Here is a 24,102-nt window from a genome sequence, read left to right as displayed (position 1 = left end):
CGCGGTCGAGCAGGACTTGATCGGCCGCATCGCAGCATTGCCGCTTCAGCGCTTCCAGTTCGGCGCCTTTGAGGGCAATCGCCGAGCTGCCAACGGGCGGCGTCCGGCACGTGCTGTGCCGGCCGTCCAAAACAAAAACTGCGAAAACAACCCCATGCACAGTAGAAAGCCGTTTCCGGCGCGAGGCTGGATGGCGCCGGGCAACGCCTTGACGGATCGAGATAAAAAAGCCGCGCTGCGCAATCGTCCGGCCGGCTGCGAACTTGCATTGCAAAAGCGGCCACGTGCCGACCAAAGGTGCCGTGAATTCGCCTCAAGGCCAGCTGACTAATGAGGCGAATTGAAAAGACAGGCCAAACCGGCGAGCCAATATGAGTCCCGCAAGGCCGGCATCACCATGAAGAATTATCTGGCTTTTTTCTTAACTCTGACCATGACCACGGCCTCCGCGCACGGACCTTTGCCGGCCAGGCTGTCGCCACCAGCCAATCTCGTGCGAGTGGGCCTCACCGATTCCGACACGACTGCCGGCGGCACCGCGCGGCTGTGCGAGCAGGTCACCTTCTCGCGTGGCCTGCGCTACGGCGAGAGCGAGGCCAATGTGCTCGACGTCGCGACCAGCGCGACCAAGGCGGATACGCCGCGGCCGGTGCTGCTGTTCGTGGCCGGCGACACCTTCACCGGCGACCGCGCGGCGCCCGAGCTGGCCCGGCAGATCCAGGACCAGGCGATGTGCTTTGCCGCGCGCAACGACATGATCGGGGTGCGCGTCAACTATCGCCTGGCACCTTTGGCGCCCTGGCCCGCCGGCGCGAGCGACGTGGCGGCGGCCCTGTCCTGGGTTAACGGCAATATCGACCTGTTCAACGGCGATGCCCGCGAGATCGTCGCGGTCGGCTACGGCGCCGGCGCCTTCCATGTCGCGTCCCTGCTGGCGCATCCCGAGCTTCAGGCCGACCGCGCCGATGTCGCCGCCGTCGTCCTGGTGTCCGGCATCTACCGCGCGGGCAAGGACGCGAGCGACAGCGAGAAGGCCTATCTCGGCAGCGACGCCAGCCAATATAACAAGCGATCGGTCTTCCCCGGCATCCTCAATGTCGACGTGCCGATCCTGCTGGCCTGGGCCGCGGACGATTCCGCCGGCGTCGTCGCGCAAGGCGAGACCCTGAAGAAGACGCTCTGCGGCGCCGGCCATTGTCCGCGCAGCACGCTGCTGCGCAGCCGCGACGGCATTGCGAGCGCCTTTGGCCTGGACGGCTCCGGCGACAGCCTCGCCGAGCCGACACTGCTGCTGGTGCATCAGCTCGAGGCGCGGGGGCTGCCGTAGGGGGGCTATAGAGCCGGGATCTCCTCACCTCTCCCGCTTGCGGGAGAGGTCGCGCCGAAGGCGCGGGTGAGGGCTTCCTCCTCGTTGGGAGTCTCTCTGTGGAGACACCCTCTCCCCAGCCCTCTCCCGCAAGCGGGAGAGGGGGGCAGACCTTCCTCGCGGTCACAACGGGGGCTCAATCCGGCAAGCCTGATCGGCCTCACGCCGGCTTGAACGATGCCAGCGCGCTTTCCAGCAGCGAAAGGATTCGCGGCGCGTCAACACACCTGCCGTTTTGGCTCAATGCTCTGCAACATCAAACCCGGCGATCAAGCCATACGATCGCCAAACGCTTGACCTACATCAACCAGCCTTGGTGGGGATTGAGCCGACCTTTTCGGGGGCCAACATCAAGGTGTCGAGCATGCGCGTCACCGGCAGGCTGCTGTTCGTTTTGATCGTCGCTTTGGCTTCGCTTGGGGCGATGTCCCTGCAACACGCGGAGCAAGCCACGACCGACAAGGAAATCCGCATCGGCAATGTCATGCCGTATTCGGGACCGCTCTCGGAGTTCGGCGCCATCGGCCAAGCGGAGGCCGCCTATTTCGACATGATCAACGCGCGTGGCGGCATCAACGGCCGCAAGGTCCGCTTCATCACGCGCGACGACAATTCCGATCCGGCGACTGCGCTGGAGCTGACGCGCAATCTGGTCGAGACCGAGGACGTGCACCTGATGTTCGGGTCATTCGGCACGCCCGGCAATCTCGCCACGCGCTGGTATCTGAACGAGAAGAAGATCCCGCAGCTGTTCGTCGCCTCCGGCGACGAGGAGCTGAGCCAGCCAAGCGCGTTTCCCTGGACCATGGGCTGGCAGCCGTCGTTCCGGTCGGAGGGGCGCATCTACGCCAACTACATCCAGGCCTATTATCCCCGGAAGAAGATCGTGGTGCTCTGGCAGAACGACCAGTTCGGCCGCATGCTCTACAAGGGCATCGAGGAAGGCCTTGGCGACCTCAACCGTCATGTCCTCGTCGACATCGCCTTCGACATCGCCGACGAACATCTCGACGGACACGTCTCGATCCTCAAGCGCGCGGGCGCCGACATCTTCGTCTTTCTCGGCGTGCCGTCGACGGCATCCAAGGTGATCAAGCTGGCGGCCTCACTCAATTGGCATCCGGTCTTCATCGTGAACGATGCCTCCGCCTCGATCGCCAATGCGATGGCGCCCGCGGGCCTCGAGAACTCCGCCGGCGTGATCTCCGCGGCCTTTCTGAAGGATCCGAGCGATCCCGCATGGAAGGACGATGCCGCCATGAAGGACTGGTTCGCCTTCATGGACAAATACCATCAGGCCGAAAGCACCAACAGCAGCGCCGCGCTCTACGGTTACGCCGCGGCCGAAGCGCTGGCGCAGGTGCTGAAGCAATGCGGCGACGACTTCTCGCGTGACAACATCATGCGTCAGGCGGCTTCGCTTAAGGGCTATCACCCCTCCGTCGCGCTGCCCAACATCAGGATGAATACCTCGCCCAGCAACTATCTGCCGATCAAGCAGATGCGGCTCGTCCAGTTCGACGGCCGTTCCTGGCAGCCTTTTGGCGAGGTGATCGAGACCGCCTTCACCGAAGGCGCGGCGCGGTGAGACGCCTCAGGGCGCGTGTGAGCGCCGCGCGGGATCACCTCTCCCGCTTGCTTGCGGGAGAGGTCGGCGCGAAGCGCCGGGTGAGGGCTCTTTCCGCTTGGGGATCGTCCCGTTGAGGAGGAGACACCCTCTCCTCAGCCCTCTCCCGCAAGCAGGAGAGGGAGCAGACCTTTCTCGCGGCCACAACGAAGGCTCAATCAGGCAACGCTGATCGACCTCACACCGGCTTGAGCGATGCCAGCGCGCTTCCGGCAGCGAGCGGACTCGCGCTGGATTACCGGACTTCACCACCGCGGTGGCGCAACCCCATTTCATGGTGGTCGCAGCAGGCGCCTTTTCGTTTCATCACGGATGTTTAAGATCGGCGCCGACCTGCATCCGCTCCGCTGGGAGAGACCCATGACCGAGACCATCCGCATCAAGCGCTTCCAGGCGCGGCCCGTGATCGTGCCGATGAACCTGCCGCTCCAGACCTCGACCGGGGCGGTCGCCAAAGCGCCGCTGGTGCTGATCGACTGCGAGACCGACCAGGGCGTACGCGGGCACGCCTATCTGTTCTCGATCACGCCGTCTGCCTTGAAGCCGCTGACGGCCATGGTCACGGAAATGTCGGAGTTCGTCGTCGGCGACGAGCTGCTGCCGTTCGAGATCGAGCGCAAGCTCGCCCAGCGCTTCACGCTGCTGGGCCTCGCCGGGCTGCAACGGCTGGCGCAATCCGGCATCGACATGGCGGCATGGGACGCACTCGCTCGTGCACGCGGCCTACCGCTGGCGCGCCTGCTCGGCGGCGCGCCAAAGCCGGTCAGGGCCTACAATTCGAAGGGGCTCGGCATCATGCCCGCGAGCGCCGCAGTCGAGGAGGCGCACAAGCTGCTGGCCGAGGGTTTTCGGGCGGCAAAGATCCGCGTCGGCCGACCCGATGCGCGGGAGGATCTCGCCGTCGTGCGCGCTGTGCGCAAGGCCGTCGGCGATCAGGTGACGCTGATGTGCGACTACAATCAGGCGCTGACGGTCACCGAAGCCATCCGCCGCGGCGAGATGCTCGACGACGAGGGCCTCACCTGGATCGAGGAGCCGATCCGCCACGACGATTATGAGGGCAGCGCCCGTATTGCGGACGCGCTGCACACGCCGGTGCAGATCGGCGAGAATTTCGACAGCGCATTCTCGATGCAGGCGGCACTCTCCGCGGAAGCCTGCGACTACGTGATGCCTGATGTCCAGCGCATCGGCGGCGTCACCGGCTGGCTGCGCGCCGCGGCGCTGGCGCACGCCGCCGGCATCGAGATGTCGACGCACCTGTTTTCCGAGGTCAGCGCGCATCTGTTGTGCGTGACGCCGACCGCGCATTGGCTGGAATATGTCGACTGGGCCGACGCGGTGCTGTCGACGCGGCTAAAGATCAAGGATGGCTTTGCGCTGCCGAGCGAGGAGCCCGGCAACGGGATTGCGTGGGACGAGGCGGCGGTCGCCAAATATCTGGTCAGCTAATGGCGCCGACCGCCAGCGCCGCCGTCGTCCTGGCGAAGGCCAGGACCCATTACCCCGGGAAGTAGTTTGCCGAAGACCGGCTGCTCGGTACTGCGAGCGCTCACAATCGAGGGATCACGCGGTATGGGTCCTGGCCTTCGCCAGGACGACCCGGGGGAGATGATGTGCGCGCAACTACTCATCGTCGTCATTGCGAGGAGCACGCGAAGGAAAAGCCGGGCTTGCCGCGAAAAAAGCCGTTGGCAAAGGCGACGCCCGGGTAAAGATCGGACAAGCGGCGGCTTGCGCTTTCGGCTGAGTTGCGTCCGTCGAGCACATCGCGAAAGGTTCTGGCAACACCCACCATGTCGCAATCCTGCGGCGATAGGCGCAGCGAGCCGATCCCAGCCTCGCGCAATGCAGCAACGTCTCCAACGAGATTGGTGCAGGCATGCGACAGGGTCTGGACGCCGTTGATCGTGAGGAACTCCTGCTGGTCCAGCGTCTTCAACGCGAGCCCGTCCGGGTCCTTTTCGCAGACGAAGCGGCAATTGTCCTTGGACAGCTTGTGAAGCCGCGCATGGTAACAACGGGCGGAAATCGCCAGCGGCACCCGGCCGAAGGCAAAAATCTCGATCACGGCCTGGGGCACCGCTGCGGCAATCACCGCCGCTGACGAGATCGGCAATTCCGGCGGCAGGCAGATGCGCGCTGCGCCTTGCCGGACGTGAAAGGCCGCGCTGGTCTCGTTGTAGATGTTGACGTAGGGACCGATCGCATGCGGCCGGCCCTTGATCGGGCGGAGGCAGGTCAGGTCGTTCACCTCGACCAATGCGCTGTCAGCCGCACAGAGCTCCTCGGTCTGACGCCGTTCGCGCCGCAGCGACACCAGGATCAGCGAACCCAGCAGGACCTGCTTGCCGGCACGCTGGAGCCGTTCGATCACGTCAGGCAGGTGCTCCGCGAAGAACGGCGAGCGTTTCGAGCAGACGACCTCGCCTACGGACACGACATCGACCGGCGCCTCGTCGGCAATCCGAAAGTAGAAATCGCGCCAGCGCTCCGGCGCCCAATTGTAGAGGACGGGGCCGAGCCTCAGCTGCATCGGGGCTTCTCTCATTGATGGCCGGCCGCCATCGGTTGCAATCATCGCCATCAATCATCGCCATTAATCATCGCCATGTCTTGCGATAGGCGCCGAGCGTAGAGGCCTGGCCTTCAGTGAAGGGCCGCAGGCTCACGATGTCCGCTTCGCGCCCCTGCTCGATTGTATCGAGTGCGCGACGGAAATGACGGACCACGCTCTCGATATAGGCCCGTCCGCGCTGACGCCCCTCGATCTTCAGGGCGGCAACGCCGGCGCTTCGCAATCCCCCGAGCAGCGTCGTGGCATCGAGGCTGACAGGGTCCTCGACGACGTAGCCGTCGCCATGCGCGGTGGAAAACCGCCCCTTGCAGAGGGTCGGATAGCCCGCGGCCTCCTGCGGGGCGAAGCGGTTGATGGTGAAGCCACCAAGCCGGGACGTCGTTCCCTGCGCGGTCTCCTCATAGGCCACATGGCTCGCCGGCGAGCAGACGCCCTGCATGTTCGGCGATTTGCCGGTCGCATAGGACGACAGCGAGCAGCGCCCCTCGGCCATCACGCAAAGGCCGCCGAACACGAACACTTCGGTCTCGCACGCCGTCTCGCGGGTGATTTCGGCGATCTCCGCAACGCTGAGCACGCGTGGCAACACGACGCGGCGCGCCCCGAACATCTCGACGTAGAACGCGATGGCATCGGGATTTGCGGCGGCAGCCTGCACCGAAACATGAAGGCGCTGGCCCGGATGACGTTTGGCGACGTAATCCATGAGCCCGATATCGGCGACGATCAGCGCGTCGGCTCTGGCATCGACGGCATCGTCCACGGCGCGCTGCCAGAGCGTCACGGACGACGCCCGCGGAAAGGTATTGATGGCGACCAGGATGCGCGCGCCGCGTCCATGGGCGAACGCGATTCCCTTACGCAGCTCGTCGCGGCTGAAGTTCAGCCCCGGAAAATTGCGCGCATTGGTCTCGTCGTTGAAGCCACAATAGACGGCGTCAGCCCCGGCATCGATGGCGCTGCGCAGCGCGGCCGGCGTGCCGGCGGGACAGATCAGCTCCATCACCTCTGCTCCTGCGGCGGGCCGGTCAGCCTGTCCCGCGCGGCCTCGAAGGAACGCCTCACCGGCTCGCCCAACGGACCGAACAGGGAAGCCAGCTCCGCGGCGAGATCGAGCCGCGCATCGTCGATCGCATTGCGCAAGGCCAGCACAGCCTCCATGTCGCCTTCGATTCCGAGCTGACGCGAAAACATCAGCGCGTCGCCATCGACCCTGCCCTCGACCAGGGCCAGCAGGTTTGCGAGCGAAGCGGAGACATAGGCTTCCAGGCCTTGCGGCAGCTCGCGCACCACCGACAGAAGCGGCGGCGCGGCCTCGACGATGAAGGCGAACGGCAGGTCGACCGGCTTGATCCCGAACCGTGCGCGGCGATGTGGTCCGAGCCGGTCGAGCAGGCCGGGATTGCGCCTCAATATCCGCGACAGGAAGCCACGAAACGCGAATTGCAGCGGCAGCAGCGGCAAGGGACGTATTGCCAGAGCGAGCAGCGGCGGGATTGTCGGCAACGAACCGGACGCGACGGACGAATGACTCATTCCGTCATCTGAGCCGATTGCGCGCAAATGTATTTGAGCGGGAACAATGAAGATCGAAATCTCGCCGGCTAGCTTCTGCTTTTTCAGGAGACCGTTCGCTTGCAACGTGACGTTCCGCGCTTCGGCGAATTATCCGACTTCCTGCACTTCCTCGAAGGCAAGGGGCAGCTGCGACGCATTCGCGAACCGGTTTCCGTGGTCCATGAGATCACCGAGATCCACCGGCGCGTGATCGGCGAACACGGTCCTGCACTATTGTTCGAACGCCCAGTCAGGGCCGACGGCCTTCCCTCCGAGATGCCGCTGCTGACCAATCTGTTCGGCACGGTGGAGCGAACCGCGTGGGGCATGGGCATCACGCCGGACCGGCTGGAAGAGCTCGGCGTCTTGCTGGCCGAGTTGCGCGCACCGCGTCCTCCGCACGGCGTCCGGGATGCCTGGCGCAAGCTGCCGCTGGCGCGCGCCGCGCTTGCCACGCGGCCACGATCGCGCCCTGCGGCGGCGGTGCAGGATCGCGTGGCGATGGGCGAGGACATCGATCTAACAAAACTGCCGGCGCAGATCTGCTGGCCGGGCGAGCCCGCACCCTTGATCACCTGGCCGCTGGTCATCACCGCTCCGCCGGAGTCGCCCGTCGCGGACCAGGAAGAGAATGTCGGCGTCTACCGCATGCAGATCCTCGGTCGCGACCGCTCGATCATCCGCTGGCTCGCTCATCGCGGCGGCGCCCGGCATCACCAGCAATGGAAGGCACGCGGGCGCGACATGCCGGTCGCGATCGTCATTGGAGCCGACCCCGCGACGATCCTCGCCGCCGTGCTGCCGCTGCCGGAGACGATGTCCGAGCTGCGCTTCGCAGGTCTCCTGCGCGGCGAGCGGCCCGAGCTGACGCCGTGCCTGACGATTCCTCTCGCGGTCCCCTCCGCGGCCGAGATCGTCATCGAGGGCCTCGTCTCGGCAACCGAGACGGCCGCCGAGGGCCCCTATGGCGATCACACCGGCTACTACAATTCGGTCGAGGCCTTTCCCGTGCTTCGGGTCACCGCCATCACGTCGCGCCGACAGCCGATCTATCTCTCGACCTTCACCGGCCGCCCGCCGGACGAGCCGTCCCGGATCGGCGAAGCATTGAACCGGCTGTTCGTGCCGCTGATCCGGCAGCAATTCCCCGAGGTGACCGACTGCTGGCTGCCGCCCGAGGCCTGCTCCTACCGGGTCGCGATCGCTTCCATCAGGAAGCGCTATCCCGGCCAAGCGCGACGGCTGATGCTCGGCTTGTGGTCGATGCTGCCGCAGTTCAGCTACACCAAGCTGTTGATCGTGGTCGACGACGATATCGACATCCGCGACTGGCGCGCCGTGATGTGGGCGGTCGCGACCCGCAGCGACAGCTCGCGCGACCTCGTCACGCTCTCGGATACGCCGATCGACTATCTCGACTTCGCCTCGCCGAAATCCGGCCTCGGCGGCAAGCTCGGAATCGATGCCACCACCAAGATTCCGCCCGAGACGGAGCGGGCCTGGGGCGAGCCCCTGATGATGGATCCAGCCGTGATCGCCAGGGTCGACAGGATGTGGCCGGCGCTCGGCCTCGGCGCAATGGCTGGACCTCAACAGCGCGAGACCGCATGAGCGCGCGGCATGGCGTGGTCGTCGGCGTCAGCGGCGCCTCGGGCGCGGCCATCGGCATGCGCATCGTCGAGCGGCTGGCGGAGAATCCGCTTTGCGCGGTGCATCTCGTAATCTTACCGGCGGCCGAGCGCACGCTCACCGAGGAAGCCGGTGCCGGCGCGCTGCCCCGGCTGCGCGCCCTCGCCTTCCGCGACCATGATCCTGCCGACATCGGCGCCAGCATCGCCAGCGGCTCGTTTCCGGTCAGCGGCATGATCGTGGCGCCGTGCTCGATCCGCACGCTGTCGGCCATCGCCTGGGGACATCTAGACAATCTCCTCGTGCGTGCGGCCGACGTGCAGCTCAAGGAGCGGCGGCGTCTGGTGCTCCTGGTCCGAGAAAGCCCGCTGCATCTCGGACATCTCCGCGCGATGCTCCAAGCGACCGAGATCGGCGCAATCATTGCGCCACCGCTGCCCGCCTTCTACCTGAAGCCGCAGTCGGTGGCCGACATCGTCGACCAGATCGCCTGCCGCGCGATCAACCTGCTGGGCCTGCCCGACGTCTCGGCGCCGGCGTTGAGATGGCACGGCCGTGACGCCGACGATTCATAGGCATCAGCGCGCGGCCGCGTTCAGATCCATCGTCTCCAGCAGGCTGTTCTGCCGCCAGTCGATGAAGGCGTCCTTCAGACGGCTGATGATTCCGGCGTGCTCCGGCATGCCGAAGAGATTGTGCCGTTCGAGCGGATCGGTCGCGAGATCGAACAGCTGCCCGTCCTCGGCGCCGTGAATGAACACGACCTTCCACCTGTCGTCACGCACCATGGTGATCAGCCTTGCGCCGGTCATGGCGACGTCGCCGGCCTGCTCGCTGAACACGAAGCCACGGCCGGCCCATTTTTCGCCCTTCAGGGCTGGAAGCAGGCTGCGGGCCTGGAACGGCTTCGGATGCTGTGCGCCGGCGAGATCCAGAATGGTCGGGGCGAGATCGAACAGCTGGCACTTCCCGGCAATGCGGCGCCCGCCGGTGAACCGTCCCGGTGACCAGACCAGCAGCGGGATGCGGGTGACGGGCTCGTACATCGACCATTTCTGACTGAGGCCGTGCTCGCCGAGATTGTCGCCGTGGTCCGACATGAAGATGACGACGCAATTGTCGAGATAGCCCCTGTCTTCCAGCGTTTGCAGGAGACGGCCGATCTGCTCGTCGATCATGGTGACGTTGGCATAATAATGCGCGCGCAGGCGCCGCATCTGGTCGTGCGTCGGCGCGAGCTTCCATGACACCGCGTCATGATCGACTTCGGTATCGTGGCGGCGCTTCTCCTTCAGATAGGCCGGCAGCCCCTCGATCTCGGCCTCGGTCGGCTGCGGCACCGGAAGGTCGTTGCGCGCGAGGTAATGTTCCAGATAGTCCGGCAGCGGATCATAGGGCGGGTGCGGTCCGGGCAGGCCGATCTGCATGAACAGCGCCTCGGGCTTGGGTCGGGTCTCGAGCCACCACATCGCGGTCTCCGCGACGAAGATATCCGGATGCAGCGATTTCGGCATCTCCCAGGTGAAAGCGCCCATGCGGTCGCCATAGTCCGGCAGGCTGCGGTAGCCGGCGCGCGACGGCTTTGTCAGCTTGTGGGCGGCAAAGGCCTTGTCGAGTTCGTCGGCGAACCAACGGCCCTCGAAGAAGCGATCCTTGTTCTCGACGACGAAACGCTCGTGGAAGCCGGCCTTCGCATCGTAGGGGATCGTGTGCATCTTGCCGACATTGACGCAGTGATAGCCAGCCTCCGCCAGATTGGTGACCCACGTCTTCTGCCAGTGCTGCCCGTTCTTCAGCACGCCAGAGGCGTGCGGATAGAGGCCGGAGAACAGCGCCGCGCGCGAGGGAACGCAGCTCGGCGCGTTGATGAAGCAATTGTCGAAATAGACGCCCTCACGCACCAGCCGATCGAGATTCGGCGTCTTCATGTAGGGATGGCCTGTCGCCGCGATCGTGTCGAAGCGTTGCTGATCGGTCATGACCAGGACGATGTGGGGCTTTGTCACGATGGTTTTGTCCTGCGCGGCATTGATCCGGGAGGAGATATGTCTGACATAATAATTCTTGTCAAACCTGCCGCCATGAGATTATCTTGCATATGGACGGCCGGAATTCTTCCGCCGCGTCGTCAGCATCTGCAATAAATCAGACATTTGACTTCACGGAACCGGGTTCACCGTGGCCAAGACCGACAGCAGCGATAATCCGCAGGCGAGCGCCCAGGTGGCCCGCGAGGTGGCGCGACTGATCCTGACCGGGGTGTGGCGCGAGGGCACGATCTTGCCGCGCGAAGTCGAGCTGGCCTCGCGCTTCCGCGTCAGCCGCGCCTCGATCCGCGAATCGCTATCGCTGTTGAAGGCGAAGGGATTGATCGCCTCGAAACAGAAAGCCGGCACGCATGTCCGCGCGCGCTTCGACTGGAACATGCTCGACGAGGAGCTGCTGAACTGGACGCTGTCGGCGCTGCCGACGCAGGAGTTCGCCAAGCAGATCATGGAGGTCCGCCGCATCATCGAGCCCGAGGCCTGCGCGATCTGCGCGATGCGCGGCACGGATGAGGATTTTGCCCGGATCGAACGCGCTTATCGCGGCATGGACGCTGCCGGCATGGACCGGCTCGCCTATGCCGAGCCCGACTTGCAGTTTCACCGCGGCATCCTGATCGCCACGGGCAACGACTTTCTGATCGCCTTCGGCGCGACGGTCGCGGCAGCCTTGCGGATGTCGTTCAACCTGTCGACGACGAATCCGGGCGCACCGCGGAAAAGCCTGCCCTATCATCGCGCGGTGCTTGACGAGATCTGGGCGCGCAATCCGGACGGCGCGCGCCAGGCCATGCACAAGCTCATGGATCTCACCGAACAGAACATCGTCTCGGCCCTGTCGCGCCAGCGAAAGAAGGATGCCGAGGACGAGAACGCCCGCACCAGACGGGCGCGTTGAAACCGGCAAACAATAATTGGGAGGACATGATGAAGAACGCATCGCGCGGAAGTTCGCTCACCCGCCGTAAACTCTTGCAGGCCAGCGCCGCGACCGCGGCGCTTACGGCATTTCCCGCGCCGCTGATCGCGCAGACGAAACCGTTTGCCGGCGTCACGCTGCACGGCGCCTCGTTCCAGCACCGCTTCTTCACGCTGCTGCAGAAATACATCCCCGAGTTCGAGGAGAGAACCGGGATGAAGGTCGATCTCCAGCTCTCGGCCTTCCCGGTCTACAATCAACAGGCCAATCTCGAACTGTCCTCCGGCGGCTCGGCCTATGATTTCGTCAACGTCACCTTCATCCTGGCCGCGCGCTGGGTCGCGGCGGGATTGCTGGCCAATCTCGACGAGTTCACCGGCGATGCCAATCTGACCCCGGCCGAATGGAATCCCAAGGACTTCGTCGAAGGCGCGCAGGTGCCCTACCGCGACGCCAAGGGCGCGACTTACGGTTATTCCTGGGAAGGCGGCGCGATGCTGATGGGGCTGTCGCGCATGGATCTGATGGAGAAGAAGGGGCTGAAGGTCCCGAAGACGTTCGCCGAGCTCCAGCAGGTCTGCGCCGAAATCAACGGCACCGACGGCGTCAGCGGCATCACCTCGTTCCAGCTGCATCACTGGAATCTGCCGCCCTACATCCAGGGCTTCGGCGGCAACATCTTCCGCAAGCCGCCCTCCGACATCATGCCGGCGTTGAACACGCCCGAGACCATCCAGGGCATCGAATTCTATGCGAACCTCCTGAAGAGCGCGCCGAAGGGCGTGCTGACCTACACCGAAGACCAGGCGCGGCAGTCGGTGCTCACGGGACGCGCCAACATCTTCATCCATTCCAGCGCCTGGGTGACGCCGATCCTGCTGTCCGAGGAGAGCAAGGTGAAGGAGACAGCGCGCGTGGTGCGGATGCCCGCGGGACCCGTGCATGACCACCCCGCCTCCAACAGCCAGGGGCTCGGCATTCCCAAGAACGCCAAGAACAAGAAGGCGGCGTGGGAATTCATCAAATGGGCGCTCTCCCCCGACATCTCGATGCGGCTTGTCAAGGAGCACGGCCATTCCTCGGTCTGCCGGCGCTCCATCATCACCAGCGAAGCTTATCGCAAGCTCAACACCGTCAACGGCCAGGATCTCGGCGCGCTCTATCTGGAAGTGCTGGAGCTGCCGGCCAAGGGCGAGAACTACATGGCCTATCGTACCGTGAAGGAGTTCCCGATCGTCGGCGACGTGCTCAACAAGGCGTTCGAGCAGGTCGCAACCGGCCAGCTGCCCGCGAAGGACGCGATGAACGCCGCGCAGGACCAGGCGATCGCCGCGCTCCGCCGTGCCGGGACGCAGCTTTGAGCGAGAGTGGAATTGACGCGGAGCGCCGCAGCTTCATCGCCTGCGCGCTCACGCCGAGCCTGATCGTGCTGTTTGCGGTCGCCGTGCTTCCGGCGATCTATCTCGTCGTGACCAGCCTGACGCCGTTCCAGTTGACGGCGCCGGGCTCGGCGACCGATTTCAGCGTGCCGCTGCGCAATTACGGCCTGCTGCCCGGCGATCCCCGCTTCGTCAATTCACTCTGGGTGCAGGCAAAACTGTCGTGCTGGGGTGTGCTGTTCCAGGTCCTGCTCGGCATGCTGCTCGCGCTGCTCCTCAACGTGCCGTCGCGCTTCGTCGAGTTCGCCCGCACCTTCTTCCTGATCCCGATGGTGCTGCCGCCGATCGTCGTCGCGGTGATCTGGAAGCTGATCTACACGCCCGACATCAGCCCGCTTTATTACGCCGCGCAGCTCCTCAATTTCACCATGCCTGCGCTGACCTCCAGCGTCGATTTCGCGCTGACCGCCATCATCATCGCCGACACCTGGGAATGGTTGCCCTTCACCTTCCTGATGGTGCTGGCGGCGCTCCAGACCATCCCCGACGAATATTCGGAGGCCGCCCTGGTCGACGGCGCCAGCAAGCTTCAGATCTTCTGGTACGTCACCCTGCCCTTCATCACGCCGATCCTCGTCATCTCCGGCATGTTCCGCCTGATCGACAGCGTGAAGGCGTTTCCGTTGATCTTCCTGCTGACCAGCGGCGGTCCGGGCACGGTCACGGAAGTCACGAACTACTATGCGTATCTCCTTGCCTTCGACACCAACGAGATCGGCTATTCCAGCGCGGTCACGGTCGTGATGCTGCTGCTCGTCGCCGGCATCAGCCTTGCCCTGGTCTGGATGGGGCGCCGGCGGGAGGCGATGGCATGAGCCACCATTCCGGACGCCGCGCGACGCCTGGGCGGCTGGTCGCGATCACCATGACGCTGCTCGTCGTGCTCTCGCCGTTTCTGTGGCTGCTGCAGATGAGCTTCAAGTCCAACGACCAGATCCTGCAATTCCCGCCACCGCTGATCTTCACGCCGACGCTGGAAAACTACGTCTCGCTCTGGCACAGCGCGTTCTCGGCCTCCTTCGTCAACAGCCTCTTGAGCGCCTCGCTCTCGACCGCGCTCGCACTGCTGTCCGGCGTGCCTGCGGCCTACGCGCTGTCGCGCTGGGCCGGGCGCGGCAAGCATGCGCTCTCCTTTGCGATCCTGGTGACGCGCATGGCGCCGCCGATCGCCTTCACCATTCCCTTCTTCCTGTTCTATCGCTGGATCGGGCTGCTCGACACCGTCACCGGCCTGGTGCTGGTCTACACCAGCTTCAACCTGCCCCTGGTGATCTGGATGATGCAGCCGTTCTTCGACACCATACCGGTTTCGCTGGAGGAAGCCGCCCTCGTCGACGGCGCGCGGACGCGCACGGTGTTCACAAAAATCGTGCTGCCGATGGTGACGCCCGGCATCGCCGCGACCGCGATCCTCTGCTTCCTCTACGCCTGGAACGATTTCTTCTTCGCCCTGATCCTCACCCGGACCAATGCACGCACCGCGCCGGTCGCCGTCGTCAACTTCATGAACTACGAGGGCTGGGAATGGGGCAAGATCGCCGCCGGCGGCTCGCTGGTGATGGCGCCGGTGCTGATCTTCTCGCTCGCGGTGCGCCGTTATCTCGTCTCCGGGCTGACCGCCGGCGCGGTCAAGGGATGATGCCATGAAGCTTCCGACCGGCGCCTCGCGCGTCGTCTTCATCTTCGCCCATCCCGCCGGCCATGTCGGTGCGCCCAGATACTACACGCCTTATTTCGAGGAGCGGGGCCTCGACTGGCACATGGTGCCGATGGATGTGCACCCGGACGATCTCGCCAGGACAATCCGCACGCTGGCGAAATCGCCGAGCACCGCCGGCTTCAACCTGACCATGCCGCACAAGCCGGCGGCGTTCGAACTCTGCGACCATGTGGGACCTGCCGCGACATTCGAGGGTGTGGTCAACACGATCCGGATCGAAGCGGACGGAAAGCTGGTCGGGGAGTCCTTTGATGGCGGCGGTTTTCTGAACGCCGCACGCGAGGCCAACATGTTCGATCCCGAGCGCCGCACTGTCGTGATCGGCGCGGGCGGCGCCGGCCGCGCGATCTGCCACGCACTCGCCGCAGCGGGCTTGAAGCGCCTGCGCATCCTCAACGAGGTGCCCGCTCCGGTCGAGTTGCTCGCAGCAAAGCTGCGCGGGCAATTCCCCGATCTCGATATCAGCCTCGAGGAGCGCTTCGACGACGTCGGCCTCTGCGTCAACGCCACATCGCTCGGCCTGCACGCGAGCGACGCGCTGCCGATGGATCCGTCCAATCTGCCGGGGGATTGCGCGGTATTCGACATCATCGCCGCCCGCCGCACCGAATTCATGGAAGCCTGTGCGAGCCGCGGCCTGAAGGTCGTCGACGGCGTCACGATGATCAAGCATCAGCTCCCGCTGCAGACGGCGTTCTGGCGGCTTGGACGGTAAGTCAGCTGCTGATCCCGACGCGACCGAGGCCTGAAGCGGCAAACGCTCTCACGATGATCCGCCCGGATCGCGCCGGTAGCGGAAATCGCAATGAGGTGCGCCTTGCATGATGGTTTGCGTGCGCGTGAGCCTGATGTCGCGGCCGAACCCTTCCGCGGTGGCAAAGTCGGCGGTGCAGACCAGGAGGAAGCCGAGCTCGGGCTCGCCCAGCGCCTTGTAGAACTCGGCATAAGCGCATCGCTTCACGTCGAATGCGAAGACGTCCTTCGACTGCTCGATGACGTCATAGGCGAGCGCGTCGTCGCGGGCATAGGTCTTGAAGGCGGACGCGACCGCCTGGCCGAGGTCTGCCTCGTTCTCGTTTAGGCTCTTGGCTTTCCAGAATTCCTCGCCGAAGCCGCGATAGAGATCTCCGAGCGCCTTGCGCACCAGCGCGTTGGCGCGCGCCTCGCCGAGCTCGGCCTGCAGCGCCTTAACCAGCGGCACCAGCACCTGCGCCTGAATTTTTGCTTGTTCGATGACGGATATGCTCATGGCAAACTCACGTCGCGGATCACGCGGATCAAGGGGAGCGTAGATCCTATGGGTGACGGGCGGCGACCACCAACTCACCCAGAGGATCTATGGACTGCGGCAAGCATAGCCGCAACAGCGACGATTGGCTAACTTTGCGCAGGATAAACCAAGCGGCCGTCAGCCATGACGCGCGCCGCCGGATTCATCTCGGCCTGTTTGACCTGCCCTGGTCCCAGAATGTGAAACACGGTCTCGCCGGCGGCGAGCAGATAATCGGTGATGATGCGGCGGTGACATCGCCACCACAATGTTTCCGCGCACATGATGGCGCAGCGCTGCGTCTGCCCGAGATCGCGCAAATGAGCGAGACCTTCGTGAAAGGCCGCGCTCATGGCGTAGTCGGCATAATTGTGGAAGCTGCCGTTCTGCCAGAAAGCATTGGTCTCGCGCGGCACCTCGCGCTTGCGGCTGCGCAGGCCGCCGAGCGAGGCGATATGTTCGTAGCCGATCGAAACGGCCGCGAGCGACTGCGGCAGCGTGTCGCGATTGTACTGCGGGTTGGTGCGCGAGCGGGGCACGGTGCGAACGTCGGCCAGATATGTGATCGAGCTGCCCTGCAACAACTCGATGAATCCCTCGATCGAATGCGTGGCATGGCCGATGGTGAAGAAGGGATGAGCCATGGGATGCCTTGCTCACCTCACGTTCAACTCCGCAACAATCGCAACGCCTTTCCCTTGTGCAGGGCGACGTGGTCGGTCTTGTCGCTCTTGATCTCGTATTGCGGGTCGTCCGGCGTGGCGTGGTGGACGTAGCCCTTGTAGTCGACGTCCTCGGTGTGCACGCGCAGGATATGGCCGCGCACCCGGCCGGCCTCGGAATTCCAGCTGACGTGGTCGCCGCGCTTGAAGATTTTTGGCATGGCGGAACAATGCCGGAGCCGGTGGGGTGTTCCCGAAGACCGAGCAAGCCGTGCCAGTCCGTCTACGCTCTTCGAGCTACGCCGGACATGTTTCGCAGTGAGATTGGTGGCTTGCCGAGCCGTAGCTCGCGGCGGCAGCCCGCCTGCGCCCGTTGGGCTACGGCGCGGCATCCTTCACTCGCTTCGCGAGCGAAGGATGGTGGGCACGACAGGGATCGAACCTGTGACCCCTACCATGTCAAGGTAGTGCTCTCCCGCTGAGCTACGTGCCCTAGAGGTCGTCTAGATCGGGTGGGGTCCCTATAACGGCTCAGGGGAGCCGGCGCAAGGACGGAAGGGGGCCGATTCAGGCCGCCAGCATCTTGTTCACTTCGCTGACCAATTCGCGCAAGTGGACGGGCTTGGATAGCACCTTGGCGTTCTTGGGGGCGTCCGAATCCGAGTTCAGGGCCACCGCGGCGAAGCCGGTGATGAACATGATCTTGATGTCGGGGTCGAGTTCCGAGGCGCGGCGGGCGAGCTCGATACCGTCCATCTCCGGCATCACGATGTCGGTCAGCAGCATCTCGAACGGCTCTTCCCGCAACCGCTGATAGGCGGCCATGCCGTTGTCATGGGACGAGACCTGAAAACCGGCGTTTTCCAGCGCCTTGACCAGGAAGCGGCGCATGTCGTTGTCGTCTTCGGCGAGCAGGATCTTTGGCATGGCAGGAAACGTCGAATCCCCAGAGGATATCAGCAGAGGTCACTAAGCCCGACAGAGGGTAAATTTGGGGTGAAAATCTTAACCCTGAGACGGCTGCTGCTGCCGGCCCTTTGTGAACCTGAACGCAGCTCGAATCAATCGAGCCGCGCGCGGAGATCCCCACCCCGCTGCCCGCAGGGTTAAGACGTGTTCCAGTGCCCGTCACATCTTTTCGCTTGGCAGAATGGTTGCGATTCCGGACAATGACGTCACATAAGAGCCGCTCGATCGGCCGAATCAATGCGATCTGGACCATGCCAGATCCCGGCGCGAAGGGACGAAGCCTGAGAAGATGACCCGGTTTGACGGCGAAACGTCGCCAGCCTTCGAGATCGTGGAGCCCGCGCAATGGCGTGCCCCGGTCATCTTCAACTCGCCCCATTCCGGCTCGACCTATCCGGACGAATTCCTCATCGCATCCAGGATCGACCTGCCGACGCTGCGGCGGTCCGAAGATTCGTTCATGGACGAGCTGATCGGCCATTTGAGCGATCGCGGCTTTCCGACCGTGCGGGTCAACTTTCCCCGCTCCTATGTCGACGTCAACCGCGAGCCCTATGAGCTCGATCCCCGCATGTTCACCGGCCGCCTGCCGAGCTTTGCCAATACCCGCTCGATGCGGGTCGCCGGCGGTCTCGGCACCATTCCGCGCGTGGTCGGTGACGGACAGGAAATCTACCGCGACCGCATCCTGGTCGACGACGCGCTGGGACGGATCGAGACGCTGTACAAGCCCTACCACCGCGCGCTGCGTCGGCTGATCAACAAGGTGCACCAGTTGTTCGGCACCGTGGTGCTGGTCGACTGCCACTCGATGCCCTCGGTCGGCGTCAGCAGAGACGAGCCGCGCCGGCCCGATATCGTGATCGGCGATCGCTACGGCACGAGCTGCACGCCGCTGCTTCCCGACCGCGTCGAGGAAACCATGACGGGCCTCGGCTATTCGATCGGCCGCAACAAGCCCTATGCCGGCGGCTTCATCACCGAGCATTACGGCAATCCCGCGAGCGGCCTGCACGCGGTGCAGCTCGAGCTCAATCGCGCGATCTATATGGACGAACGGCGGCGCGAGCGCAGTCCGCGCTTTGCGCAAGTCGCAAGCGACTTCGGCATCCTCGCCGACGTGCTGGCGACCACGATCCCGTTCGGCGATCTCGGCTCGTTCCAGGCCGCAGCGGAATAGTCGCCTCTTACTCTCGGACGAGAGTGCCGCGAGCCAACGGCGCGAACGCGTTTTCGCTTCGCAAGTTTGCGCGCTCTGAAATGAAAACAGAGGCCCAAAGAAAAAAGGGCCGCTTCTGATGAAGAAGCGGCCCAAGTCTAGGGAGGAAACGCCCAAGGAGGGCAGCGGTAACGCCAAGCGCTACCGCACCGCAACAATATGCGACCGCGCCGCACAAAGTGCAAGGGCTTTTCAGTCGTTTCCCATGCAATAGGACATGGCTCAGTTGCTTCCATGGAAACCCAGATTCAGTTTCTTTGATAAGGAAATTCAATGAGTTGATAAGTGTTTGCATACAAACGAGGCATGGTCGGAACTAAGTTTTCAACACTGTGATCGATATTTGGCCAGGAGATGACTGAGATGAGGCAGCCGGTTGCGGCATTCAAAATACCAGGGAGCAAATCAAGACAGCGCTGCAAGATTCTGCGGATTTGAGCTAGGCAGAAGCGAGCTTCATCCGACTTTCGCTTTTGAGGACACGCCGTGACGGTGATCGACTTCTCCGCCTTCATCGGACGGCTCGCCACCGCCTCCGGCGAAACCATCCTGCCATTCTTCCGCACCTCGCTGTCGGTCGACGACAAGAGCAAGACCAAGGATTTCGATCCCGTGACGGAGGCCGACCGCGCCGCGGAGGCCGTGATGCGGCGGCTGATCAAGGCCAGCTTCCCCCAGCACGGCATCGTCGGCGAGGAGTTCGGCAATGAGCGCGACGACGCTGACTATGTCTGGGTGCTCGATCCCATCGACGGCACCAAATCCTTCATCGGCGGGTTTCCGATCTGGGGCACGCTGATCGCGCTGCTGCACAAGGGCGCGCCGGTGTTCGGCATGATGCACCAGCCCTTCATCGGCGAACGCTTCTCCGGCGACAACGGCTCGGCCAATTACAAGGGCCCCTCTGGCGAACGCCGGCTCCAGGTCCGGCGCTGCGCCTCGCTGTCGGAAGCCACGACCTACACCACCAGCCCGCTGTTGATGAACGAGAGCGACCGCGCCATCTTCGGTCGCATCGAGCAGGGCGCGCGGCTGTCGCGCTATGGCGGCGACTGCTACTCCTATTGCATGCTCGCCGCCGGCCATGTCGACCTCGTGGTCGAGACCGAGCTGAAACCCTACGATATCGCGGCGCTGATCCCGATCGTGACCGGCGCTGGCGGCGTCGTCACCACCTGGGAAGGCAAGCCGGCCCAGGGGGGCGGCCGCATCATCGCGGCCGGCGACCCCAGGGTCCACGAAGAAGCACTCAAGCTTTTGAACCAATAACAACGCGAGCGGAGGGCTTGCATGACCGTCTCACGCAGGCTGCTCGTTGAATTGTTCTTGGGATTGTTCCTGCTGCTGCCGTCATTGGCGTCGGCGCAGAATTTCCCGGCCAAGCCGATCAAGCTGATCGTGCCGTTCCCGGCCGGCGGGCCCAACGACATCATCGCGCGGGTGATCGGCCAGCGCATGTCCGAGTTGTCAGGACAGCCGGTGGTGATCGACAATCGCGGCGGCCAGGGCGGCGTGCTCGGCACGGATGCCGTCTCCAAGGTCGCGCCCGACGGCTACACCATCGCGATCTCCTCAGCCGGCGCGCTCGCGATCGGCCCGAGCATGGAGAAGGTAGCCTATGACACACTGACCGACCTCACGCCGGTGACGCTGGTTGCGACCGTGCCGGAAATGCTCGTGGTCGCGACCAATGTCCCCGTCAAGGACATCGGCGAGCTGATTGCGCTCGCCAAGGCGCAGCCGGGAAAGCTCAACTTCGCCTCCTCCGGCCCCGGCAGCCTGCCGCATCTCGCCGGCGAATTGTTCAAGCTGACGGCGAAGATCGACATCGTGCACGTGCCCTATCGCGGTGCTGCGCCCGCGGTGAATGATCTGTTGGGCCAGCAGGTCCAGATGACGTTCCTCGATCTGCCGGTGCTGCTGCCGCAGGTCAAGGCCGGCGCGTTGCGGCCGATCGCGGTCGGCTCGGCCGAGCGTGCACCGACCGCGCCGGAGGTGCCGACCACGGCGGAAGCGGGGTTTCCGCAGCTGCGCATCGAGAACTGGTACGGCATGGGCACGCCGAAGGAGATCATCGCTGCGCTGCATGGCCTGGCAACGAAGGCGATGGCAGATCCGGCGGTGAAGGAGAAGCTCGCCGCCCAAGGCGCGACGCTGATCGGCGATGAGCCCGAACATTTTCGCAGCTTCATCGCCGACGAGACCAAGAAGTGGGCGAAGGTGATCAAAGACGCTGGGATCGAGACGGCGAAGTAGCGCCGGTTTCTACCTCTCCCGCTTGCGGGAGAGGTCGGCGCGAAGCGCCGGGTGAGGGCTCTCTCCTCTCGGGGAATCTCCCTGGCGTAGACACCCTCTCCCCACCCCTCTCCCGCAAGCGGGAGAGGGAGCGCACCATCGCTGCGGAGCACCTTAAGTGCCCCTTCACACCGCCGCCGCCCTTAAATGTTCCACCAGCATCTTGGCCGGCCTTGGCAGCGTCTTGAAGCTGCGCGCGCAGATCACGAGCTTTCGGTTGGCGAAAGCATCGCGCAGGCGGACCATGGCGAGCGGCATGGTCTTGGCGCAGCGGCGGGCGGCGGCTTCGGGCATGAGCGCCACGCCGACATCGGCGGCGACCATCTGGCAGATCGCGTCGAAATCGCGCAGGCGCGCGCGGAAATGTGGGCGCATGCCGAGCCGGGCCGCGTGCTTCGAGATGTGCATTTGAAGCGCGGTGGCGCTGGTCAGGCCGACGAAGTCGCAGGCCCCCGCCTCCTGGAAGTCGATCTGGCGACGGCCGGCGAACGGGCCGCGGCGCGACGTCACCAGCGTCAACCGATCCTCGCTGAAGCGGAAGCGCTCGATATGCTCGGGCAGCGCGTGCTCGGCGGCAAAGCCGAGATCGGCAGCGCCCGCGGTGATCGCCGCCGCGATGTCGGTGCTCTCGCGCTCCTCAATGTCGATGGCGACGTCGCGATGCTCGCGCAGAAAGCCGGCCAGTGCCTTCGGCAGGTGTTCCGAGAGCCCTGAGGTGTTGGCGAGGAAATGTACGCTGGCGCGCACGCCGCTGGCGAAGCCGGCGAGATCGCCGCGCATGGCGTCGATCTGGTGGATGACGAGGCGCGCGTGATCGAGCAGGCTCTCGCCGGCCGCGGTCAATTCGACGCCGCGGCGGCCGCGCTTGAGCAGTGCGACGCCGAGCGCGTCCTCGAGGCCCTTGATGCGCGCACTGGCCGAGGCCAGCGCCAAGTGCGAGCGCTCCGCGCCGCGGGTGATGCTGCGCTGGTCGGCGACCGCGATGAAGAGCTGGAGGTCGACGAGATCGAAGCGCATGACGGTTTTCTCTCAACCTTATTGTTTGAGCATGATCTTGTCGGAAAACCGCTGCGCACTTTGCGCTAAAGCGGCCCTCCGGGTCCGATCGCTCTAGCCTTCGTTCAGAACGAAGGCTGTCTCCGTAACCTCCAGATTGTGCCGGCTCGCGGCTTCGGTCAATGTGCAGATATGATCGACCCCCTCCTCATTGTCATCGCCGCCGTCTTCCTGGTCGCCGGGTTCGTCAAGGGCGTGGTCGGGCTCGGCCTGCCGACCGTGTCCATCGGCCTGCTCGCGGTGAGCATGGCGCCCAGCCGCGCGATCGCCATCGTGATCGTGCCCGCCATCGTCACCAACATCTGGCAGACCTTCGTCGGCCCTCACTTGCGCGACATCCTGAGGCGGCTGTGGCCGCTGATGATCGGCACCGTGATCGGATGCTGGCTCAATGCCGGCGCGCTGACCGGCCCCCATGCGCGCTACGGCACGATCGTGCTCGGCGCCCTGCTTGTCATCTACGCCGTGATCGGCCTGAACAAATTCCACTTCCGCGTCGCGCCTGAGAACGAAAAATGGGTCGGCGGCGTGGTCGGTGTCGTCACCGGCGTGATCTCGGCCTCGACCGGCGTGCAGGTGATCCCCTCCATGCCCTTCATGCAGGCGATCGGCATGGAGAAGGACGAGCTGGTGCAGGCGCTCGGCGTGTTCTTCACGACGGCGACGCTGGCGCTCGCCTTCAACCTGACCGCCGGCGGACTGCTGACGCCGGCCAATGCCGTGCCCGGCGCCGTCGGCCTTGCCATGGCCTTTGCCGGCATGTTCATCGGCCAGTCGGTGCGGGCGCGGATGCCGGCGGAAGCGTTTCGCCGCTGGTTCCTGATCGCGATGATTTTGCTGGGCCTCTATCTCGCCGGCAGCGCGCTGCTGAAGGAATTCGCCTGAGAGCTAACGAAATCGATATAGGCTGTGACGCTCGTTCACCTCTCCCGTAGGGAGAGGTGCGCTCACCGCGTCTCCAGCATGGCGACGCGGATGCCGAGATAGATGAAGAGGCCGCCGAGCGCGCGGTTGACCCAGGCGATCACGCCCTCGGAGCGCCGCAAGCGATGGGCGGCCCTCGCCGCGAACGCGGCCAGCACCAGGCACCACAGCGTGCCCGTGCAGATGAAGATCAGGCCGAGCGTCAGGAAGGCGAGCGGCTTGTGGGCTGAATCGGCTGCGACGAATTGCGGCAGGAAGGCCAGGAAGAACAGGGCGACCTTGGGATTGAGCGCATTGGTGAAGACGCCCTGGAGGAAGACCCGCCGCAGCGAGCTCCGCACGGGTTCGTCGATGGCCGAGGCCAGCGCCGGGCGCGACCACAGCATCTGAAGTCCTGTGACGAGGAGATAGGCCGCGCCGACCAGCTTCAGGATCGAAAACGCGGTCGATGAGGCCATCAGCAGGGCCGAAAGGCCGATCGCAGCGGCCGTGACGTGGAAAAAGCAGCCGCAACTGATGCCGAGCGCAGCGGCGGCCCCGCCCCGCCAGCCCATCTGCATGCTGCGTCCGATCACATAGACGGTATCAGGGCCCGGCGTGATGTTGAGCAGCACGCCCGACAGGATGAAAAGCCAGATTTCGTGAATGCCCAGCATGTGAGGTCCCCGCGTCGGCCTTGAGGCGGCATATTCGGTTCGCCCTTCCCCGTCCACTGCCGCAATTGCGTGGGATTTACCTCGAATTTGCAATGCGGATCATACTTTCGCGCCGCCTTATCTGCTCTATAAAGGCAGGGTTCTTGAAATGCGGGATTCGAGGCGACGGCC

General features: G+C 64.6%; 26 protein-coding genes and 1 tRNA gene. 15 read left to right on the top strand and 12 right to left on the bottom strand.

Annotated features, from left to right (window positions below; translation table 11 throughout):
* Positions 1–16 precede the first annotated feature (16 nt).
* The 4 genes from XH85_RS46125 to XH85_RS07065 all read left to right on the top strand — a co-directional run bounded on the left by XH85_RS46125 (position 17) and on the right by XH85_RS07065 (position 4,445).
* The gene (locus XH85_RS46125) at positions 17–331 is read left to right on the top strand and encodes a hypothetical protein (protein ID WP_245473391.1); all 315 of its coding nucleotides are present in this window, start codon (positions 17–19) and stop codon (positions 329–331) included.
* A 66-nt stretch (positions 332–397) separates the two neighbouring features.
* Positions 398–1,327 carry an alpha/beta hydrolase gene (locus XH85_RS07075; RefSeq protein ID WP_128937133.1) on the top strand — a complete coding sequence of 310 codons (930 nt, stop codon included), beginning with the start codon at positions 398–400 and terminating at the stop codon, positions 1,325–1,327.
* A gap of 403 nt (positions 1,328–1,730) precedes the next feature.
* Positions 1,731–2,954 carry an ABC transporter substrate-binding protein gene (locus XH85_RS07070; RefSeq protein WP_164934689.1) on the top strand — a complete coding sequence of 408 codons (1,224 nt, stop codon included), beginning with the start codon at positions 1,731–1,733 and terminating at the stop codon, positions 2,952–2,954.
* 399 nt (positions 2,955–3,353) lie between these two features.
* Complete coding sequence (locus XH85_RS07065) at positions 3,354–4,445, top strand: enolase C-terminal domain-like protein (RefSeq protein WP_128931317.1); 1,092 nt, start codon at positions 3,354–3,356, stop codon at positions 4,443–4,445.
* Positions 4,446–4,632: 187 nt separating this feature from the next.
* Here XH85_RS07065 and ubiV read toward each other — a convergent pair whose 3' ends face one another.
* From ubiV to ubiT, 3 genes are all read right to left on the bottom strand, one after another.
* Complete coding sequence (ubiV, locus tag XH85_RS07060) at positions 4,633–5,529, bottom strand: ubiquinone anaerobic biosynthesis protein UbiV (protein WP_164934690.1); 897 nt, start codon at positions 5,527–5,529, stop codon at positions 4,633–4,635.
* 67 nt (positions 5,530–5,596) lie between these two features.
* Complete coding sequence (gene ubiU / locus XH85_RS07055) at positions 5,597–6,574, bottom strand: ubiquinone anaerobic biosynthesis protein UbiU (protein ID WP_164934691.1); 978 nt, start codon at positions 6,572–6,574, stop codon at positions 5,597–5,599.
* The gene (gene ubiT, locus XH85_RS07050) at positions 6,574–7,107 is read right to left on the bottom strand and encodes a ubiquinone anaerobic biosynthesis accessory factor UbiT (protein ID WP_128931315.1); all 534 of its coding nucleotides are present in this window, start codon (positions 7,105–7,107) and stop codon (positions 6,574–6,576) included. Before ubiT ends, ubiU begins: the two co-directional genes overlap by 1 nt.
* Before the next feature lie 99 nt (positions 7,108–7,206).
* On the opposite strand from ubiT, the gene XH85_RS07045 reads away from it, so the two are divergent.
* Positions 7,207–8,739 carry a UbiD family decarboxylase gene (locus XH85_RS07045; protein WP_128931314.1) on the top strand — a complete coding sequence of 511 codons (1,533 nt, stop codon included), beginning with the start codon at positions 7,207–7,209 and terminating at the stop codon, positions 8,737–8,739.
* The gene (locus XH85_RS07040) at positions 8,736–9,332 is read left to right on the top strand and encodes a UbiX family flavin prenyltransferase (RefSeq protein WP_128931313.1); all 597 of its coding nucleotides are present in this window, start codon (positions 8,736–8,738) and stop codon (positions 9,330–9,332) included. Before XH85_RS07045 ends, XH85_RS07040 begins: the two co-directional genes overlap by 4 nt.
* Positions 9,333–9,335: 3 nt before the next feature.
* On the opposite strand, the gene XH85_RS07035 is transcribed toward XH85_RS07040, so the two are convergent.
* Entirely contained in the window at positions 9,336–10,763 is a 1,428-nt protein-coding gene (locus XH85_RS07035) for a sulfatase family protein (protein WP_245473393.1), read from the bottom strand.
* Between the two features lie 172 nt (positions 10,764–10,935).
* On the opposite strand from XH85_RS07035, the gene XH85_RS07030 reads away from it, so the two are divergent.
* From XH85_RS07030 to XH85_RS07010, 5 genes are read left to right on the top strand one after another with little or no spacing between them, the layout of a single operon-like run.
* Positions 10,936–11,700 (top strand): FadR/GntR family transcriptional regulator, encoded by a 765-nt coding sequence (locus XH85_RS07030; RefSeq protein WP_128931312.1) that lies wholly within the window; start codon positions 10,936–10,938, stop codon positions 11,698–11,700.
* 26 nt (positions 11,701–11,726) lie between these two features.
* On the top strand, positions 11,727–13,082 hold the full coding sequence (locus XH85_RS46120) for an ABC transporter substrate-binding protein (RefSeq protein ID WP_128931311.1): 1,356 nt from the start codon (positions 11,727–11,729) through the stop codon (positions 13,080–13,082).
* Positions 13,079–13,975: a carbohydrate ABC transporter permease gene (locus tag XH85_RS07020; RefSeq protein ID WP_091892059.1), complete on the top strand. Its 897-nt coding sequence runs from the start codon at positions 13,079–13,081 to the stop codon at positions 13,973–13,975. The genes XH85_RS46120 and XH85_RS07020 overlap by 4 nt, the downstream gene beginning before the upstream one ends.
* On the top strand, positions 13,972–14,799 hold the full coding sequence (locus tag XH85_RS07015) for a carbohydrate ABC transporter permease (protein ID WP_128931310.1): 828 nt from the start codon (positions 13,972–13,974) through the stop codon (positions 14,797–14,799). Before XH85_RS07020 ends, XH85_RS07015 begins: the two co-directional genes overlap by 4 nt.
* Before the next feature lie 4 nt (positions 14,800–14,803).
* On the top strand, positions 14,804–15,595 hold the full coding sequence (locus XH85_RS07010; RefSeq protein WP_128931309.1) for a shikimate dehydrogenase family protein: 792 nt from the start codon (positions 14,804–14,806) through the stop codon (positions 15,593–15,595).
* Positions 15,596–15,643: 48 nt separating this feature from the next.
* Here XH85_RS07010 and XH85_RS07005 read toward each other — a convergent pair whose 3' ends face one another.
* From XH85_RS07005 to cpdR, 5 genes are all read right to left on the bottom strand, one after another.
* Positions 15,644–16,129 (bottom strand): L-2-amino-thiazoline-4-carboxylic acid hydrolase, encoded by a 486-nt coding sequence (locus tag XH85_RS07005; protein ID WP_128931308.1) that lies wholly within the window; start codon positions 16,127–16,129, stop codon positions 15,644–15,646.
* Positions 16,130–16,257: 128 nt separating this feature from the next.
* Entirely contained in the window at positions 16,258–16,794 is a 537-nt protein-coding gene (locus XH85_RS07000; RefSeq protein WP_128931307.1) for a DUF488 domain-containing protein, read from the bottom strand.
* A 23-nt stretch (positions 16,795–16,817) separates the two neighbouring features.
* Positions 16,818–17,033 carry a hypervirulence associated TUDOR domain-containing protein gene (locus tag XH85_RS06995; RefSeq protein WP_128931306.1) on the bottom strand — a complete coding sequence of 72 codons (216 nt, stop codon included), beginning with the start codon at positions 17,031–17,033 and terminating at the stop codon, positions 16,818–16,820.
* 197 nt (positions 17,034–17,230) lie between these two features.
* Positions 17,231–17,305: transfer RNA gene (locus XH85_RS06990), tRNA-Val, on the bottom strand.
* A 74-nt stretch (positions 17,306–17,379) separates the two neighbouring features.
* Positions 17,380–17,739: a cell cycle two-component system response regulator CpdR gene (gene cpdR / locus XH85_RS06985; protein WP_007597092.1), complete on the bottom strand. Its 360-nt coding sequence runs from the start codon at positions 17,737–17,739 to the stop codon at positions 17,380–17,382.
* 331 nt (positions 17,740–18,070) lie between these two features.
* Between cpdR and XH85_RS06980 the strand changes: the two genes are divergently transcribed.
* Positions 18,071–18,961, top strand: a complete 891-nt coding sequence (locus XH85_RS06980) for an N-formylglutamate amidohydrolase (RefSeq protein ID WP_128931305.1) — start codon at positions 18,071–18,073, stop codon at positions 18,959–18,961.
* Between the two features lie 287 nt (positions 18,962–19,248).
* Here the strand turns inward: XH85_RS06980 and XH85_RS06975 are convergent, their stop codons facing one another.
* On the bottom strand, positions 19,249–19,515 hold the full coding sequence (locus XH85_RS06975) for a hypothetical protein (RefSeq protein WP_128931304.1): 267 nt from the start codon (positions 19,513–19,515) through the stop codon (positions 19,249–19,251).
* Between XH85_RS06975 and hisN the strand changes: the two genes are divergently transcribed.
* Together hisN and XH85_RS06965 are read left to right on the top strand one after the other, a co-directional pair.
* Positions 19,487–20,269 (top strand): histidinol-phosphatase, encoded by a 783-nt coding sequence (gene hisN, locus XH85_RS06970; protein ID WP_128931303.1) that lies wholly within the window; start codon positions 19,487–19,489, stop codon positions 20,267–20,269. The two genes, XH85_RS06975 and hisN, sit on opposite strands and share 29 nt — an antisense overlap.
* Before the next feature lie 21 nt (positions 20,270–20,290).
* Positions 20,291–21,256 carry a Bug family tripartite tricarboxylate transporter substrate binding protein gene (locus XH85_RS06965; RefSeq protein ID WP_128931302.1) on the top strand — a complete coding sequence of 322 codons (966 nt, stop codon included), beginning with the start codon at positions 20,291–20,293 and terminating at the stop codon, positions 21,254–21,256.
* 165 nt (positions 21,257–21,421) lie between these two features.
* Here XH85_RS06965 and XH85_RS06960 read toward each other — a convergent pair whose 3' ends face one another.
* A complete protein-coding gene (locus XH85_RS06960; protein ID WP_128931301.1) occupies positions 21,422–22,312 on the bottom strand; it encodes a LysR substrate-binding domain-containing protein in 891 nt (296 codons plus the stop codon).
* Positions 22,313–22,483: 171 nt separating this feature from the next.
* On the opposite strand from XH85_RS06960, the gene XH85_RS06955 reads away from it, so the two are divergent.
* Positions 22,484–23,236 carry a sulfite exporter TauE/SafE family protein gene (locus XH85_RS06955; RefSeq protein WP_128931300.1) on the top strand — a complete coding sequence of 251 codons (753 nt, stop codon included), beginning with the start codon at positions 22,484–22,486 and terminating at the stop codon, positions 23,234–23,236.
* Between the two features lie 62 nt (positions 23,237–23,298).
* On the opposite strand, the gene XH85_RS06950 is transcribed toward XH85_RS06955, so the two are convergent.
* Complete coding sequence (locus XH85_RS06950; protein WP_128931299.1) at positions 23,299–23,931, bottom strand: LysE family translocator; 633 nt, start codon at positions 23,929–23,931, stop codon at positions 23,299–23,301.
* Positions 23,932–24,102: the final 171 nt, after the last annotated feature.

The sequence above is a fragment of the Bradyrhizobium zhanjiangense genome (assembly GCF_004114935.1).
GTDB classification, from domain to species: Bacteria; Pseudomonadota; Alphaproteobacteria; order Rhizobiales; family Xanthobacteraceae; genus Bradyrhizobium; species Bradyrhizobium zhanjiangense.
This window is presented reverse-complemented; position numbering and strand designations above follow the sequence as displayed.